Below are 17,284 nucleotides of genomic sequence, written 5' to 3' on the forward strand. Positions count from 1 at the left end.
TGTTCATTTATAATTGTATTTTCTATTTTCTCAATCCTTTATAAAATAAACTTATCCATCCTCCAATGCCGTAGGAAAAATGAAGTGTTAAAAATACTAACATAAGGTTAATGCCTAAGGCTAAATCCTTTCTTTTAAATGCCCCCTCGTACAAGGATATTATTAGCATTGTGACTAAGTATATAGCTAGTAATGCATAAAAGGCTGGCAAATAGATAATAAGCCAAGCAAGTAAACTCATAACAAAACTCATCGGAATTAATCTTCTAACTGAAGGTATAACTTTATGTTTTAAACAAAATCTGTTTGCCCAGTAACCATACCTAAAGTATTGTCCCCATAAAGATTTGATATCTTTTCTAGAAAAATAATCCAAAACTATCTTTGTATTCAGTATTACTTTTTTTCCACTTTTCTTTATCCTATAGTTATAGTCATAGTCTTCGTCATATAGCAAGGCTTCATCATATCCGCCTATTTCAGTCCATAATTCTTTAGTAAAAGCTCCAAATGGGACTGTGTCTACTTCAAGCAAAGTTTTTTTATCTTCATTTATAGTTCTATATAAAGCGTTACCTACTCCAAACTTATTACTTACTCCTATAGAAATGGCTATAGCCATTTTTGTTTTCCCAGATGCCTTAATAATACATCTACCACCCGTAGTTCCATTAAAATCAATTGATTCGAGTGCTCTAACCGACTCTTTAACATAATCTGAAGGAGCATATGTATGTCCATCGACTCTTACTATTATGTTATTAGAAGCATTTTCACATGCAATATTCAATGATACTGGTATGTATCTCTTTGGATTGCTATAGATCTTAATAGTTCTATTTTGTGGTAATTTCTTAGACATTTCCTTAATTATATTAACAGTATTGTCCGTTGATTCTCCATCTACTACCAATATTTCTATACAGTTTTCCCACTCCTGATTTATAATACATTCAATGGAGTTTGAAATATGCTTTTCCTCATTGAATACCGGCATTATAACTGTGACATCTCTCTTTTCACTCAATTTAAGATACACCTCCATTTCACTTATTGATATTATCATCTATTTAGAATAAATTTCAGATAATCTTCTCTCATTTGCTTCCCATAAATAATCTTCTTTTATTGCTTTCATCTGATTCTTAAAATATTCAACCTTGCTGTCATCGCTAATTAATTCTAAAATAGCTTTTTCTAAGTCCAGTTCTAAATTTTCTTCATCTATAGCATATCCTAATTTATGTTTTTCTACTTCTCTTCCAAACTCCATAAATTTATTAGCAATTATAGGCGTTTCAGTTATGATACTTTCATAAAATTTATTTGGCATAGATATAGATGATATTCTACTCGGATAAAATGCATATGTAATATCTGTATTTTTATAGAGATTCTCTAAATCACTAAAACTATAAGCTCCAGTTATTTTTATATTATCATAACCTTTACAGTATTCTTTTAGTTCGTCTAACGCTATGCCCCTTCCTGATATAATAACTTCTATTTTCTCTTCAAACTTTTGAGAAATATCTGCCAATATCTTAAGCTCCTCAAGATATCTTACAGAACCAATATAACCTATTCTTAGTTTATTACTCGGAGTTTTTGCTATATCTCTAAAGATATCCTTTGAAGGAGCATTTGTGACTACATATATACTTTTACTTATATTTTCGTATAGTTTTTTCATTTCTGAAGTAACTACTATATGATTATCTACATTTTTCAACATCATTTTTTCCCAGGAAATAATAAAGTTATATATAATTTTATTTAATTTACCTGGCCTGTCAGCAAAATACATATAAAACAAATCATGTTCGTCATAAACTAACTTTAATTTTAATTTTTTGTTGATGCTATATCCAATAAATAGTCCATCAAAATCATGGCAATGTATTGCATCAAAATGATGATGCATCATATAATCTAGGACATCTTTCTTAAAACTTAAAAACTTAAAACCTTGCTTGTAACCTGTTCCGTACTGTGCTTCGCCAAAAAACCTTTTTATAACTATTCCATCTAATAATTCTTCAGGTGTATCCTTGTATTTAGATTCCCTATCCCAGCACAAAATTTCTACATTATGACCTAATTTAACTAAAGATTTTGCTTCTTTGTATACTCTTGGATCTGGATCAAACCCATTAGTAAGTATCATAGCTATCTTCAAAGTTTTCACATCCTCATTTTTCCATAATTCATTTTATGTTTATCTAATATTCAGTTATTATACACTATACGACTAAAATAATTATACATCATTTACAGAATAACTCCAATTAATAATAAGTTATTTTGAAACAATTCGACATTATGAATCAATATAAAATACCTCTATGTTAAAAACATAGAGGTTCTTAATTTCAAAGTTTCTTATAACTTATTTATCTTATGTCTATTATTTTTAACATTTTTAGTAGCATTTCTAGTATCATATAGCAGTGGTGCCCTGTCAACAATCTCTTGGTATTCATAACAGCTGTGATTTGTTGTAATTATTACTATATCTACATTATCAATTACTTCTTTCCAATCAACAGAAAAATACATCTTTCCGTTATGCTTAAATTTTGCTATAAAAGGATCATTGACAACTATATCAGCGCCATTTTTTTCGAGGTGTTCTATTACCTTAAGAGTTGGTGATTCTCTGTAATCGTCTATATCATTTTTATAAGCAGCGCCTAAAAGCAATACTTTTGCTCCATTTAATGCTTTTCTTTGAGTGTTTAGAAGCTTCATAACATTTTCAACAACAAATTCTGGCATAAAATCATTTATTTCTGCAGAAGTCTCTATTAATCTTGTATGATAATCATATTCTTTAGCTTTCCATGATAGATACATCGGATCTAAAGGAATGCAGTGCCCTCCAAGTCCTGGCCCTGGATAAAATGCCATAAATCCATAAGGCTTTGTTTTAGCAGCATCTATCACTTCCCAAACGTCTATGCCCATTCTTTTACATAAAATTGCCATTTCGTTAGCTAGAGCTATGTTTATATTTCTGAAAGTATTTTCTAGAATCTTTTCCATTTCAGCTACTGCTGGTGAAGATACTTCCATTACATCCCCTTCAAGTATATTTCTATAAAGGGTTGCAGCTACTTCTGTACATTCTGGAGTTACTCCGCCTACTACTTTTGGAGTGTTCTTTGTTTTAAACTGCTTATTCCCTGGGTCTACTCTTTCTGGGGAGAATGCTAAATAGAAATCTTCTCCACATTTTAGTCCTGTTTTCTCAAATATTGGCTTTAGAACTTCTTCTGTTGTTCCAGGATACGTAGTACTTTCAAGTACTACGAGCATTCCCTTATGAAGATATTTTGCAACACTTTCTGAAGAATTTACCACGTAGGATAAATCAGGCTGTTTATATATATCTAGCGGAGTTGGCACACATATAGAAACTATATCAACATCCTTAACAAAACTAAAGTCAGTTGTAGCTCTCAAATTCCCCATTAATACTAGCTCTTTTAAGTCCTCATCTACAATATCACCTATGTAGTTTTCTCCACTGTTTACCATATTAACTTTCTGTGTTTGGACATCAAATCCGATTACTTTATAACCAGCCTTAGCTTTTTCTACTGCCAAAGGCAATCCTACATATCCTAACCCTACTACGCCAAGCTTTGCAGTCTTATCACTTAGCTTCTTTAATAGCTCTTCTTTTAAATTAGACATATTTTATACCTCCATCTTAATTGTTAGCTTTCATCTTGCGGTTATATGTTGGAACCTTTTGTTCTACAAGCTTAAATATACTTTCTTTATCTTTATAAACTACTTCTCTAAATTCCTCAATGGATTTGTTCACAAAGTTGATATCATATTCCATAGGTTTCTCAATAAATATCTTTTCATGCTCAGTAGAAGTGAGAGCTACTTCATCCATTAGAAGCTCTTCATATAGCTTTTCTCCCTCTCTTAACCCAGTATATTCAATATTTATGTCTACATTAGGCTTATAACCAGACAGTGTAATTAAGTCTCTAGCTAAATCAGCTATTTTTACTGGCTTACCCATATCTAGGACAAATATCTCTCCACCTTGTGCTATTGATCCAGCCTGCAGTACTAGCTGTGCTGCTTCCGGTATAGTCATAAAAAATCTATTTATTTCTGGATGAGTTACAGTTACGGGTCCTCCAGCCGCAATTTGTTTTTTAAACAGTGGTATTACACTTCCATTGCTTCCAAGAACATTCCCAAATCTAACCGCAACATATTCTGTATCACTGATTTTATCAAAAGCCTGTATAATTATTTCACAGAATCTTTTTGTTGCTCCCATTATATTAGTTGGATTTACAGCTTTGTCAGTACTTATTTGAACAAACCTTTGAACCTTTTGCTCATGGCATGTTTTCGCCAAATTATAAGTTCCTATTATATTATTTTTTATAACTTCTGAGGGATTCTCCTCCATCAATGGAACATGCTTATGCGCAGCAGCATGGAAGACGACATTTGGCTTATATTCTTCAAATACTTGATTTAATCTTCTTTCATCCCTTATAGAGGCAATCAAAACCTGTTTATCCATATCAGGATATAATCTATTTAATTCCATCTGCAGGTCATAAGCTCCGTTTTCATATATGTCAAGAATAAGTAGCTTTTTAGGTTTGAATTTAGAAATTTGTCTACACAGCTCTGAGCCTATAGATCCACCGCCGCCAGTGACCAAAACCACTTTATCATTTATATACTTGCTTATACCACTATTATTGAGTTTTACTTCTTCTCTGCCTAGCAAGTCTTCAATATTTACATCTCTAATACTTCCCATAGTAACTTTATCTGCAATAATAATTTCATATATACCTGGAAGAGTTCTTAGCTTGCACTTTGTTTGCTTGCAAATATTATAAACATCTCGCTTGGTATCTTCGTCTACAGATGGCATAGCTACTATTATTTCATCAATGTTATATGAGTTGGATATTCTTACTATATCCTGTCTTGTACCTATTACTCTAACTCCATTTATCACTCTATTCTGCTTTGCTTCATTGTCGTCTATGAGCCCTATAATATTATAATTAAGTTCCTTATGCTTTCTAATCTCCTTCATAAGTAATACCGCAGCTTCTCCAGCACCCACAATAAGCACGTTTATAGAATCACTAACGTCGTACTTTTGTATTCTTCTATTATACAAAACAGCTTTGTAAACGAATCTTGCTCCGCTTAAAAACACTACAGTTAGAAGCCAGAATATAATGTGAACAGTAAAAGGAAATCTAAAGTAGCCACTTTCGAAAAATTTATAATTTATAAAGTAACTATAAAACATAAATACTATATTTGAAATTGTCACTGAATAAGCTATAGATAACAATTCATTTATAGATGCATATTTCCACATCCTATTATAAAGATTAAACAAGTAATTGAAAAATAACACGAATATTACTACTGGAATAACTGAAATTTTGAAAAAGTGCATATAATTCATAAATCCTGAAACCTTTCCAAAATCAAACCTTATTAAAAGCGCTATATACAGCGATAATATCGTTAAAATTATGTCATAAACAATAAACTTACTGTAGTTTTTCATTATTTATCCCCCTCTTTCTATATCTAAGAATTTGCGGAAGGTGTAGTAAATTAATATCTTTATAATTTATTCTTTCCAAGAGTCTACAATATATTTTAAGAAACATGTTATTACAACACAATATTATACTTTGTTTGTTATAAATTGTCTATTATATTTTATCTAACATTGTTACTTTAACCCATTATTGCAGGTAAATGTATTATAATTAAAAATCTTCTATACTAACTTCTAAATTAGCTTTACCATAACAGTTTTATTATAGTATAATTACTCGGTAAACAGTATTATAGAAGGAAGGTTAATTTATGGAGAAAGAAAAGAGATCCAGCAAACATAAAAAATCTAAAAAGAAAGTTAAAAGAACTAGAGTTATATTGATTTCTATATCACTTGTTTTATTATTTTTTATTTGTGCTATGGTTGGATACGGCATGAGACAGCTTAGCCAGCTTCAAAATACAAAAATTTCCAAAACAGATGAAGACTTAGGCATAAGCGATGATACAAAAAAAATATTACAGGGTAAAGGCAGTGAGGATTCTGTAACAAATATTGCGTTGTTTGGCCTTGATTTAAGGGAAAAGGGAGAAAACGGCCGTTCAGATACAATTATGATTGTTTCTATAGATAAGAAACATAAAAAGATAAAGCTTTCCTCAATTATGAGGGATACTTATGTAAAAGTTAAAGGCCATGGTGAAACGAAGATTAACCATGCTTATTCCTTTGGTGGTCCACAGCTTGCTATTAGAACCTTAAACGAAAATTTCCAGATGGATATCAGGGATTATGTTACTGTTGATATATTTAGTTTAGAAAAGTTAATAGATTCTCTTGGAGGAGTTACTATAGATGTAAAGAAAGTGGAAATCGCTCAGATTAATCTTAACATGGACGAGGTTGCTCAAGTATCTAAATCTACCTTCAAGCCTGTTACTAAAACTGGGAGTCAGGTTCTAAACGGAAGACAAGCGGTTGGGTATGCCAGAATAAGAGCTGTTGGTAATGGTGATTATGAAAGAAGTGATAGACAACGTAGAGTTCTTGATGCAATATTTCAAAAGATTAGCTCAGCGGGTGTTTCAAAATACCCTCAGATAGTTTCTCAGCTTCTACCATATGTAGAAACTAGTATGACATCTATGGATATTGTTTCTACAGGTACTAGTTTACTTACCTCAGGAATTAGAAATCTTGACCAGGCTCGTTTCCCTGTAGACGGATACTCTAGCGGAAAGACAATAAATGATGTTTGGTACTTAGTTGCAGATATGAAAGCGACACGTGAACAGTTGCATAATTATATATATGAAGATATAGCCCCTGTAAGTAAATAGACTATTTAAAGACGATGAATATTCATCGTCTTTTCTTCTAATAATTATCATATACAGTCAAATCTCGCTATTTTTCTTCGGCATCTTATTTGTGAAGTATTTCATATTGTGCTAAAATATTTTATTGTATACTTCAATTGTCATTGAATGCTAAATTGATTTGAAAAAGGAAAGGATGGATTTAAAATGCCTAAAAATATTCCATTTTCTCCACCAGATATTACTCAAGCTGAGATTGATGCAGTTGTTGAGGTTTTAAAGTCTGGATGGATAACTTCTGGTCCCAAGGTTGCTAAACTTGAGCAGGAGGTTGCAAAATACTGTGATGCAAATTATTCAGTAATGCTTTCCAGTGCTACAGCTGGTATGGAGCTTATATTAAAAGTTCTTGGAATTGGCGAGGGTGATGAAGTTATTACTACTACTTATACTTATGCTGCTACAGCAAATATTATAGTACATAGAGGGATTAAACCAACGTTTGTTGATACTAAAAAGGACAGCTTTTTTATAGATGAACAAAAGCTTGCCGCAGCTATAACTCCTAAAACAAAGGCTGTTATAACTGTAGATTTTGCAGGTGAGCCTGTTGATTATGATGCTATAAAGGCTGTTTTAAAGGAACAAGGTAGAGAGGATATAGTTCTTATATCTGATTCTGCTCACTCCTTCGGCGCATCCTATAAAGGCAAAAAGGTTGGAGGTCAATGTGATTTCCATGTATTCTCCTTCCATGCAGTTAAGAACTACACTACTGCTGAGGGCGGTGCTATTACCTTTAACAATAATACCTTTGCTGGCAAAGAAGATTTATATAGAGAATTCAAGGTCACTTCATTACATGGCCAAACAAAAGATGCTTTATCCAAGATGAAGGCTGGAGCTTGGAAGTATGATATAGTTGTTGATGGTTTTAAATGTAATATGACCGATATACAGGCTGCAATTGGCTTGGTTCAACTTGAACGTTATGAGCCTATGCTTGCTAGAAGAGCTGAATTATTTAGCATATATAACAAAGCCCTTACAAAGTATGACTGGGCAATTTTGCCTTTCAATAAAGATGAAGACGCAGAAACTTCTTACCACCTTTATCCACTTAGAATTTGCGGCTTTACAGAAGCTCAAAGAGATGAGTTAATTCAAACCGTTGCCGAAAAGGGTATTGCAACTAACGTTCACTTTATGCCTCTTCCTATGTTCAGTTTATATAAAAACTTAGGCTATTCGATAGAGGATTACCCTAATGCTTATGCTCAGTATGCAAATGAGATTACTCTTCCGCTTTACTCCACACTATCTGATGAGGATGCAGAATATGTCGTTTCAGAGGTTATCAAATGTATAGAAATTATTAAGGGAAGGGGCTAAGAGGATGAAGGTTAATTTCTACACTTCCACAAGAGAGTATACCGACAAAAAATTAGAATTTGATGCTGCTATAGCTAGCGTAATTGAAAACGGAATCTCAACACTTGGAAAAGAAGTTGTTAATTTCGAAAAGGCTGTAGAAGCCTTTACTGGAGCAAAGCACGCCATTGGCGTAGCTTCCGGTACAGATGCTTTAGTTATAGCTTCTGATATACTTGGTTTTAAACATGGAAAGGAAGTAATAACTTCTCCATTTACTTTCCTCGCTTCTACATCCTGTATTGCAAAGCATGGAGCTGTTCCAGTATTTGTAGATATTGATGAAGAAACCTTTAATATAGATGTGAACAAAATAGAGGATAGAATTACTGATAAAACTGCTGGTATAATTCCTATTCATCTTTTTGATCAAATGTCTGATATGGATACAATCATGGCTATATCAAAGCAACATAACCTTAAGGTTTTAGAAGATGCTGCCGAAGCTTTTGGAATGAGATGGAAGGGAAACGGTTCAGAGTATAATCATTCTGGAACTGTAGGAGATATGGGTATATTCTCTTTCTTCCCAACTAAAACTCTAGGTGCTTATGGCGATGGCGGAATGATAGTAACTAATGATGACGAACTTGCTAAGCTTACTAAGATTTACAGAGTTCACGGCGCATCAAAGAAGTATCACTATGATTATATTGGATACAACTCAAGACTTGATACAATCCAAGCTGCCGTATTATCTGTTAAGCTAAAATATATAAATGAAGCTATTGCTAAAAGAGAAACCATCGCTAACTGGTATAAGGATAGATTAAAGGATATAGAAGGAATAAAAATTCCTGGAATCAAAGGGGATCAGAAGCCAGTTTACTATGTATTTAATATACTAGCTGAAAGAAGAGACGAGCTTGCAGAGGCTCTTAAGAAGAATGAAATTGGATATAGTATTTACTATCCAGTTCCACTACATCTTCAAAAGTGCTTTAGCTATCTAGGCTATAAAAAAGGCGATTTCCCTGTTTCTGAAAAAGCTTCGGAGAAGATTTTAGCACTCCCTATTTATCCTGAAATTACTGAAGCAGAAGTTGATTTTGTTTGTCAAACAATAAGAGACTTTTATAAGAAATAGAATCTAAAAAAACATGGATGCATTATCATCCATGTTTTTTAATTTGCAAAAATGTTCATCCTCCTATAAAATTAACATATAATTTCTGGAAAGGATGATTAATATTGAGAAGTAAGAATATACTATGTGCTGCAATTTCTGTAGTTGTGCTGCTTACTGGCTGTTCAAGCAAAAAAGCAAGTACAGTGAAGCCTGACGCTACACCAAGTACCACACAAGAAGATACAAACCCTAAGTCTGTTACCTCCTCAGAGCAAAAGTACTATGCTCCATATACGGGAGAGGAGGTAAATAAAGAAGTACTAAGTAATGTACCATTTTTAACTTCAGTAGAAAATTCTCCTGCTGCAAGACCACAGTCTGGACTCAACTCTGCGGATATTGTTTTTGAACTCATGAGCGAAGGTGGTGTAACAAGATTTTTTGCTTTATTTCAAAAGGAAAGCGCTCCTAAAATAGGACCTGTCAGAAGTGTACGGACGTATTTCATTGATATAGCCTATGAGTACAACCTTCCTTTTGGTCATTGTGGTGGAAGCAGCGATGCTGATGAGAGAATAAAGAATGAAAATCTTATGTCCATGAATGAAATGTTTAACGGTTCCTACTACTGGAGAGACCCTTCAATTAAGGTTCGAGAGCATGGACTTTATACTTCTTCCGAGAAACTAATAACTCTTGCTAATAAAAAAGGTTATGCTAAGCCTGCTTCTTCAAATTTAAAGTTTGATAAGAGTTTTTGGGACAATATTTCCTCTTCTGTTGCAAATAGTGCATCTATAAGATTCAATGGGGCTTATACTACTTCATATACCTTTAAGGATGGACTATACTATAAAGCCATGAATAATGTGCCTTCAGTGAATAAAGAGGATACGAAGCCAATAGCAGTAAAGAATGTAGTTATTCAGAATGTAAATTACAGATCACGAGTTAACTCTCCTAATCTGGATGCTGACCTTATAGGACAGGGTAATGGATATATTATAAGTAACGGAAAGGCAGTAAAGGTTAGCTGGTCAAGATCAGACCTCAAATCCCAAACTGTATTTAAGGACGAAAAGGGTAATATAGTACCATTAAATCCTGGCAAGACCTGGTGGCATATATTAGATCAAGAAGCAAAGCTTACACTAGCTGAGTAATTTAATATAAGAGTACGAGTGAAAATTTATCCACATTTACTCCCAATTTATTCTTCCATAAAACAAATCCAGTAGCTAGCGGTCCATTATAGTGAGGTGATAAGCAATGAAGAAATTGTCTATCTTAATATGCATATTTTGGATGGGTTTTATATTTTATATGTCTAGTATGTCCACCAAAGTGTCCAATCAGAAAAGTCTTCAAATAACAAATTATTATCAAAAAGCTACAAATACTAATGCCCCAGCTCAGCAAAACAAACCTAAAGCATCTATTAAAGCTGAACAATCGAAAACATTTAAGCTTAACTTAATTATCAGGAAATATGCTCATGCTTTTGAATATATAGTATTAGCTATATTGCTCAGCAACGCTTTCTTGGTTTTTAATAAAAAAGGAAAAGAGAGTATCGTTTATATACTTTTTATATGCCTATTTTATTCTGTAATAGATGAGTTTCATCAATATTTTGTCCCTGGAAGAACTTCCATGGTAAGCGATGTACTTATAGATTTTAGCGGTTCATTAATAGGATTAATACTATTTTATTTAATATACTATAAGCTATTTCTAAAGCTAAAAAATAAAACAAAAGCTGTTTAACCAGTAAAAAGAAGCCCTCGCGGGCTTCTTTTTTAACTGCACTTCATTAATATTTAACATTATAACTCTTCGCAGCCTTGGCCAAATCCCGCATGTTTATTATTCCATCGCTTTCTAAATCCAGCTTCATATCCCACTGTGAATTATTGTCCTTAACTGTATCCAGTTTTTTAGAGATTGAAACCAAGTCATATATATCCACTGTTTTGTCTGTATTTACATCACCAAAGCCAGTTGCGCTAAAGGATAAGGTTCTCTTATCATCATAATCATCCTGTGACATAGCATCCTTTAGAAATACAGTTATAATATAGTTTCCTATTTTATTTATTTGATACGACAAGGTAGAATTTTCGCTATAATCAATTACAGCTTCAACTTGACCGTCTCTTTCTATTACATATTTGTACTGGTAAGATGCACTGGAACCTCCCTGACCTTTGACCTCTACATTAAGATTCTGACTTGTAAGAAGTGCCTCTGCACTTATGGCAGCAGATGAAATGCTAGCTGAGCGTTTATCTACAACTGCTCCAGTGTAATAGAAGGTCAATATTTGCTTATAAGTTTGTCCACCTCGAGCTCTGTTTAGAGCTCCAATCTGGCTCATTCCTAATCCATGTCCAGAACCGTGTCCCGTTAAAGTATAGCTGTTATTAACGCTGTCAAAGCTTACAGTATACATGCTGCTATTAACACCAAAGAAGGTTTTAGCATCATATCTTGAAAGTGTTAAAAGCTGCGCATTTTTAGCTGAGTCTAAATATTCAATTTCAAGCTTGCTGACTCTGCCGCTTACATAAAAGCCCATTGTTTCTATCCTCATTCTTACAAACTCATTGTTTTCAGTTTTAAGATACTTATTAATTAGGCTGCTTAACTGCTGTGAATTAAAGGTCGCTGTCCAATCATAGCTCTTAGAGTTCTCATACTTTGTGTAGTCGTCATAATCATCTTTTTTTGATTTAAGATATTCTACCGGATTTCCCCAAACATTTACGGCATCTTCTGAATATCCCCCATGATTTGCTGAGAATAAAGCTTCTGCAAGCACATAACCGTTATAAAACAAAATTTCCCCTTTTGTTTGCTCTACAGCTTGTTCCACATTTTTAAAGGCAGGATTAAAGCCTTTATAAACCTGATGTCCTTGTTCATCTGTAACATCAAACTCTGAAGCTTTATTAATCTTGTACACACCATAAGTTCTAGAAGCAATTGCCTGAGCCTTTAAAGCCTCTATTTGAAAGTAATCTGACATTTCATAGCCTACTACGCCTTTTAAATAATCCTCTATGTTTACTGTGTTAATAGGATATATCTTTCCATCCTTAATTTTCAATAATAAAGTCCCACGATATCTTCTAATTTCAGTACCTTTATTTATAGCTATAAAGTTGCTGCTAACGTTAGGAGTAAGCGTTATTGTATCATATGCCTTGTCTCCAATTTTAAGTTTACCTTCAGAAAGCTGAACAGTTATACTTGTCCCACTTGGCAGCACCTCATTATTTAAGCTGTACTCACCATTAACAGTCAAGCTTAGGCTTTGCGAACTAAGACTAATAAGAGCAACCTTAATTATTTGGTTGTTATAGTAAACAGTGCTGTAAGCAAACACGTCTGTTTTAATTACTGATAGTGAAATAAGTATTGCAATACAAATTATAAGCAACTTTTTCTTCAAAACTACCTTCCCCCTTATTTTATCTTGCTTTAAAGTAATAATTATCCATCAGTTCAATTTTACACTATTTCGTTGCTTATATATACTGCAAATTTTATTTCTTTTCCTACCTAACATAAGCCTTTATAGTCCCAATCTCTTCCCCTTCAGCTTTTCCATAAGGTCTTATTGTATATTCCTCTACGCTTGCAGGAATTATAAAGGTTTCTGCGTAGTGCACTATAAAAGGTTCAAATTTTCCAGAAGGACTTTCCACTAGAGCTTCTGCACCTTCTACAAGGTTTAACACATTAACGCTTCCATGGGTTTCATGTAGTACAGGTTTTGAAAACCAGTGTCTTATGGTTTCTATAAACTCTCTTTCATGCAATCCGGTTTTTTCAATTCTTATTCCTTCTTCTTCTTTCAAAAGCTCTACTTTATCTACCAGATTATTTTGAACCCATGTTGTAGCTCTATCCCACTGAATAACTTTTTCTCCATGCTGAAGGTGGATTGGTCTTGGAAGTCCATCTAAACCAACTCTGTCCCAGTCCCAAAGCTTGAAGGTAAATATATAAGGGGTTGAACTTATCTCTAAAACCATGGCATTTTTTCCGGAACAGTGTATTGTACCTGCGGGGATTAAAAAATGGTCGTGTTTTTTTGCAGGAAACTTATTAATATATTTATGGTCTGGAAATGAAATTTCACCCTTCTCTGCTTTTTTTAGGTCCTCAAGCATTTCATTTTTATTAATGCCTTCCTTAACTCCCAAATATACACAAGCATCTTCTTCGCAGTCTAATATATAATAGCTTTCATCTTGCGTATAATGCATGCCAAAATTTTCTTGAATATATTCTGTAAGCGGATGAACTTGAAGAGACAGATTACCTCCGCCCATAGTATCTAAAAAGTCAAATCTTATAGGAAATTCTGTTCCGAATCTTGCATGCACCTTGTCTCCTAGAAGCTTTTGGGGCTGAAAAAATACAGCATCTATTGAAGGAATTTCTATTCTTACATCTCCATATCTTAAATATAAGCTGTTTTCCTCAGGCACTCCGTCAAAGCTCCAAGCAAAGTTTGATGCTTCCTTATCTAAGCTGCATACCTCTTTCATCCATTGACCGCCCCAAACACCTGGGTCAAAATAAGGTACAACTCTAAAGGGTCTTTCAGCTACTTGCTTAAGTCCTTCTCTAACAGCTTCTCCTGTTGCCATTTTAGGATTATCTTTTTGATTTGTATCTACTAAATAGTCTATGTCGGAAAATATAGCCTTTTTATGCCTGTCAGCCAATCTCCATTCTACAAAGTAGCCTCTTTTATATTTAGAAAGTATAGGAGCTTTACAGTTATCAGCTTTCCAATTTGGCATACCAGCTCTAAATCTAAGTTGGATTTCCCATCTGGCCAAATCAAAGTATGCAAGTATATCTCCTTTAGTTATTAATGATGCACCTACACCATAAATTAAAACTAAGCCTTCCTTTAAACTATCTATAGTTTTTCTGGCTTCCTCAATTTTTTCTTGTATAAAAAAATCCTGCAGCTTTTTAGTGGTAAGCACTCCAAAAACCCTATCTTCTGTTAAGTTGTCTTTTATAAGGCTGTTTATTATATCTTCACTGTAAGTACAGCTTTCTGCTTTAATTGTTAGAGCAGGATTAAGCTTTGAAAAAGCTTTTAATACTTCTTCTTCCCTAACCCCTGGATAAAAATCTAATACCAATATAGTTTTTTCTTTTTTAAAAGCTGAAAGAGAGTTTTTTATTTCCTTTAATATATTGTCGTAGCCTTCCCAAGAAGCCTTATCATAGCCTTTTACTGTTACTTCAGGATATTTATCATAGTTATTATATTTTCTGATCATTTTCACCCTCCTAATGTAAACCTAAATATATTTTATATATTATAATATGTAAATACATATTTCAAGTTTTAGTACGTATATGTATTTATATATGGTGAAATCCGTCATATAATTTACTTATAATGCAAGTTAATTCAGGGGGAGAATATTATGCTAAACAAAAAATGGACAATGTATATCCTGCATCATTCTCATACAGACATAGGCTACACAGATTTGCAGGAAAAAATAATTTATAATCATATCGATTACATTAAATCAGCAGTTAAAGTTGCAAAAAAAGGCCACGAAACTGGCTCTGTAGATAAAGCTTTTAAATGGAACTGCGAGACCTATTACTGCGTGGAAAGATTTCTAGAAGAAGCTACAGAAGAAGAAAAGCAGGACTTTTATGAAATGATCAAGTCCAATAACATAGGCCTTTCAGCGACTTATCTTAACTTTACTGATTTGGTAGATAAAAAGGTACTTAACAAAAGAACTAAGGAAATGGTGGAACACTTTAAAGCTCAGGGAATAGCGGTTAAGGCTGCTATGAATGCAGACGTAAATGGAATATCTCTAGGCTCTCTTGATGTGCTTTTAGATAATGGTATAGAATTTCTGTTTACAAACATTCATACCCATCATGGAATGTATCCGCTTTATCAAAATCAAAAACCTTACTACTGGGAAAACAAAGAAGGCAAAAGGCTTCTTGTGTTCAGCGGAGAGCATTATAATTTAGGTAACGCTTTAGGTTTAATTTATAATAAAAACACTAATTTTATGACAGAGAATTACCTAGGAAAAGCTGCTAAGCCAAAATCTCATATAGAGACTCTTAAAGATAACATATGCAAATACTTGGAGTCCTGCGAAGAAAATGGTTATGCCTACAATTTCATTCCTGCTTGTGTATCAGGAGTGTTTAGTGATAATGCGCCTCCAAACACAGATATTATAAGAACTATTACAGAGTTTAATGAAGTTTATGGCCATGAAGTGCGTCTTGAAATGGTAACTATTCAGGAATTTTATGATAAAATTAAAGGACAACTAAAGGATGTGCCTGTTTACAAAGGCGATCTCAATGACTGGTGGGCAAATGGAATAGCCAGCACCCCTTATGCAGTTAAGCATTATAGAGAAGCTCAAAGAATGTATCACTTGTGCGATAGGCTTGATAGCCAAGGTCATGCAGCAAGAAAAGATTTAGTAAGACAGGCTGAAGATAATTTACTGCTATATGCAGAGCATACTTGGGGACATTCAGCTACTATTACAAATCCTTATGATACAATGGTGCAAAACCTGGATATTAGAAAAACAAGCTATGCCTCAAAAGCACACGAGGCTTCTGCTAAAAACCTTAATCGTATTATGCACAGCAGAGGTGACAAGCTTAGATACTATGATTTAAATGGCAAGATAAAAGCAATAAATGCCTCACAGGAAAAAGGCGAGCAAATAGTAGAATTCTATATAGAGGTTTGGGGCTACAAAGGGGTAAAGGTAGTTTGTGAAAGCACAGGACATGAGATGAAGGTTCAAATGTCTTCACATCCTAGAGGAGTTTTAATTAGCTTTATTGATACCTTTGAGGCTAATGAAGAAAAAATTTATACTTATGAGGAAGCTGCTGCAAAACCGGAAGTGATTAATTCCAGAGTAGCTTATATTGGATCAGAGAGAGTAAAGGATATTGTCAATAATTATGATGCAAAAAGCTATAAGCTTCCTTATGAAATAGAAAATCCTTATTTTAAAATAAGCTATGAGATAGGCAAGGGTGTAACTTCCTTCTATAATAAGGTTGACAAGGTAGAAATGCTGAAGGAAGGCGATGCTAAATTCTTTACCCCAATATACGAAAATACTAAAATTAGAACAAATGTATATGAAGAAAGAAGACTTTTAGGCAGAAACATAAGAGGTCTTCATGCAAAAAAGCATATTGGCGAACTGGTTGATATAAAAATCATAGATAGTGGCGAAATATTTACAACAGTGGAGCTTATTTATGAACTAGAGGGAACTTATTTTAGCTCAGTAGTTATAAAGCTTTATAATACTCTGCCAAGGCTGGAGTTTAAGTATAAAATTGCCAAGACCTTGTCTACTGATATAGAAAGCATTTACTTGCCGCTGACCTTAAATACTCTTGAGTCAGAATTATATATAGATAAGAGTGATGCAGCTATGAGGCCGGGCATTGACCAAATTCCAGGCACTTGTATGGAATATTACCTTATAAGCAGCGGTTTAGTTTACCAAGGAAAAGAAAACACTATATTGATTAATACTAAGGACGCACCTCTTGTTTATATGGGTGAGTTAAAGCATCACCCAATATTGCTTTGCGACAATAACAAGGAAAATAATAAAAGAGATATTTATTCCTGGATTATGACTAACACCTGGGAAACAAACTTTAAGATGGACCTTTCAGGCATTACAGAGTTCTGCTATACTCTAGACCTGGTAAAAACAACTGATGCGGCGCAAAGCTTTAAGACCATGAAAAACAAAGACTACGGAGCTGTAACCTTTATGATTAACCAATAAACTTTAAAATACTTATAGAAGGAAG

At 33.6% G+C, this 17,284-nt stretch carries 12 protein-coding genes; 6 read left to right on the forward strand and 6 right to left on the reverse strand.

The features are described from left to right. Positions 1-22 precede the first annotated feature (22 nt). From NBE98_RS03505 to NBE98_RS03520, 4 genes are all read right to left on the reverse strand, one after another. Entirely contained in the window at positions 23-1,027 is a 1,005-nt protein-coding gene (locus NBE98_RS03505; protein ID WP_250812665.1) for a glycosyltransferase family 2 protein, read from the reverse strand. Between the two features lie 39 nt (positions 1,028-1,066). Next, the gene (locus NBE98_RS03510; protein WP_250812666.1) at positions 1,067-2,188 is read right to left on the reverse strand and encodes a glycosyltransferase; all 1,122 of its coding nucleotides are present in this window, start codon (positions 2,186-2,188) and stop codon (positions 1,067-1,069) included. A 194-nt stretch (positions 2,189-2,382) separates the two neighbouring features. Next, a complete protein-coding gene (locus NBE98_RS03515; protein WP_250812667.1) occupies positions 2,383-3,699 on the reverse strand; it encodes a nucleotide sugar dehydrogenase in 1,317 nt (438 codons plus the stop codon). Between the two features lie 16 nt (positions 3,700-3,715). After that, positions 3,716-5,581, reverse strand: a complete 1,866-nt coding sequence (locus tag NBE98_RS03520) for a polysaccharide biosynthesis protein (RefSeq protein WP_250812668.1) — start codon at positions 5,579-5,581, stop codon at positions 3,716-3,718. A 308-nt stretch (positions 5,582-5,889) separates the two neighbouring features. Here NBE98_RS03520 and NBE98_RS03525 point away from each other — a divergent pair, with 308 nt between their 5' ends. The 5 genes from NBE98_RS03525 to NBE98_RS03545 all read left to right on the forward strand — a co-directional run bounded on the left by NBE98_RS03525 (position 5,890) and on the right by NBE98_RS03545 (position 11,167). Continuing rightward, positions 5,890-6,921, forward strand: a complete 1,032-nt coding sequence (locus NBE98_RS03525) for an LCP family protein (protein WP_250812669.1) — start codon at positions 5,890-5,892, stop codon at positions 6,919-6,921. A gap of 186 nt (positions 6,922-7,107) precedes the next feature. Then, positions 7,108-8,292: a DegT/DnrJ/EryC1/StrS family aminotransferase gene (locus NBE98_RS03530; protein ID WP_250812671.1), complete on the forward strand. Its 1,185-nt coding sequence runs from the start codon at positions 7,108-7,110 to the stop codon at positions 8,290-8,292. A 4-nt stretch (positions 8,293-8,296) separates the two neighbouring features. Beyond that, positions 8,297-9,418: a DegT/DnrJ/EryC1/StrS family aminotransferase gene (locus NBE98_RS03535; protein ID WP_250812673.1), complete on the forward strand. Its 1,122-nt coding sequence runs from the start codon at positions 8,297-8,299 to the stop codon at positions 9,416-9,418. Positions 9,419-9,522: 104 nt separating this feature from the next. Further along, complete coding sequence (locus NBE98_RS03540) at positions 9,523-10,563, forward strand: DUF3048 domain-containing protein (protein ID WP_250812676.1); 1,041 nt, start codon at positions 9,523-9,525, stop codon at positions 10,561-10,563. A gap of 106 nt (positions 10,564-10,669) precedes the next feature. Next, positions 10,670-11,167, forward strand: coding sequence for a VanZ family protein (locus NBE98_RS03545; protein ID WP_250812677.1), 498 nt, complete (start codon positions 10,670-10,672; stop codon positions 11,165-11,167). A 46-nt stretch (positions 11,168-11,213) separates the two neighbouring features. On the opposite strand, the gene NBE98_RS03550 is transcribed toward NBE98_RS03545, so the two are convergent. Together NBE98_RS03550 and NBE98_RS03555 are read right to left on the reverse strand one after the other, a co-directional pair. Beyond that, the gene (locus NBE98_RS03550) at positions 11,214-12,854 is read right to left on the reverse strand and encodes a SpoIID/LytB domain-containing protein (RefSeq protein WP_250812679.1); all 1,641 of its coding nucleotides are present in this window, start codon (positions 12,852-12,854) and stop codon (positions 11,214-11,216) included. A 106-nt stretch (positions 12,855-12,960) separates the two neighbouring features. Then, positions 12,961-14,712: a class I mannose-6-phosphate isomerase gene (locus tag NBE98_RS03555; protein ID WP_250812681.1), complete on the reverse strand. Its 1,752-nt coding sequence runs from the start codon at positions 14,710-14,712 to the stop codon at positions 12,961-12,963. Positions 14,713-14,862: 150 nt separating this feature from the next. Between NBE98_RS03555 and NBE98_RS03560 the strand changes: the two genes are divergently transcribed. Further along, the gene (locus NBE98_RS03560; protein ID WP_250812683.1) at positions 14,863-17,259 is read left to right on the forward strand and encodes a glycoside hydrolase family 38 N-terminal domain-containing protein; all 2,397 of its coding nucleotides are present in this window, start codon (positions 14,863-14,865) and stop codon (positions 17,257-17,259) included. Positions 17,260-17,284 lie beyond the last annotated feature (25 nt).

Origin of the sequence: Clostridium swellfunianum, from assembly GCF_023656515.1 — a bacterium.
Lineage (GTDB): Bacteria > Bacillota > Clostridia > Clostridiales > Clostridiaceae > Clostridium_AT > Clostridium_AT swellfunianum.

What these genes read in the sequence shown, in the direction of transcription:
- NBE98_RS03515 (WP_250812667.1), bottom strand. Translation starts at nt 3,699, where the DNA reads ATGTCTAATTTAAAAGAAGAGCTATTAAAGAAGCTAAGTGATAAGACT.
- NBE98_RS03520 (WP_250812668.1), bottom strand. Translation starts at nt 5,581, where the DNA reads ATGAAAAACTACAGTAAGTTTATTGTTTATGACATAATTTTAACGATA.
- NBE98_RS03525 (WP_250812669.1), top strand. Translation starts at nt 5,890, where the DNA reads ATGGAGAAAGAAAAGAGATCCAGCAAACATAAAAAATCTAAAAAGAAA.
- NBE98_RS03530 (WP_250812671.1), top strand. Translation starts at nt 7,108, where the DNA reads ATGCCTAAAAATATTCCATTTTCTCCACCAGATATTACTCAAGCTGAG.
- NBE98_RS03535 (WP_250812673.1), top strand. Translation starts at nt 8,297, where the DNA reads ATGAAGGTTAATTTCTACACTTCCACAAGAGAGTATACCGACAAAAAA.
- NBE98_RS03545 (WP_250812677.1), top strand. Translation starts at nt 10,670, where the DNA reads ATGAAGAAATTGTCTATCTTAATATGCATATTTTGGATGGGTTTTATA.
- NBE98_RS03555 (WP_250812681.1), bottom strand. Translation starts at nt 14,712, where the DNA reads ATGATCAGAAAATATAATAACTATGATAAATATCCTGAAGTAACAGTA.
- NBE98_RS03560 (WP_250812683.1), top strand. Translation starts at nt 14,863, where the DNA reads ATGCTAAACAAAAAATGGACAATGTATATCCTGCATCATTCTCATACA.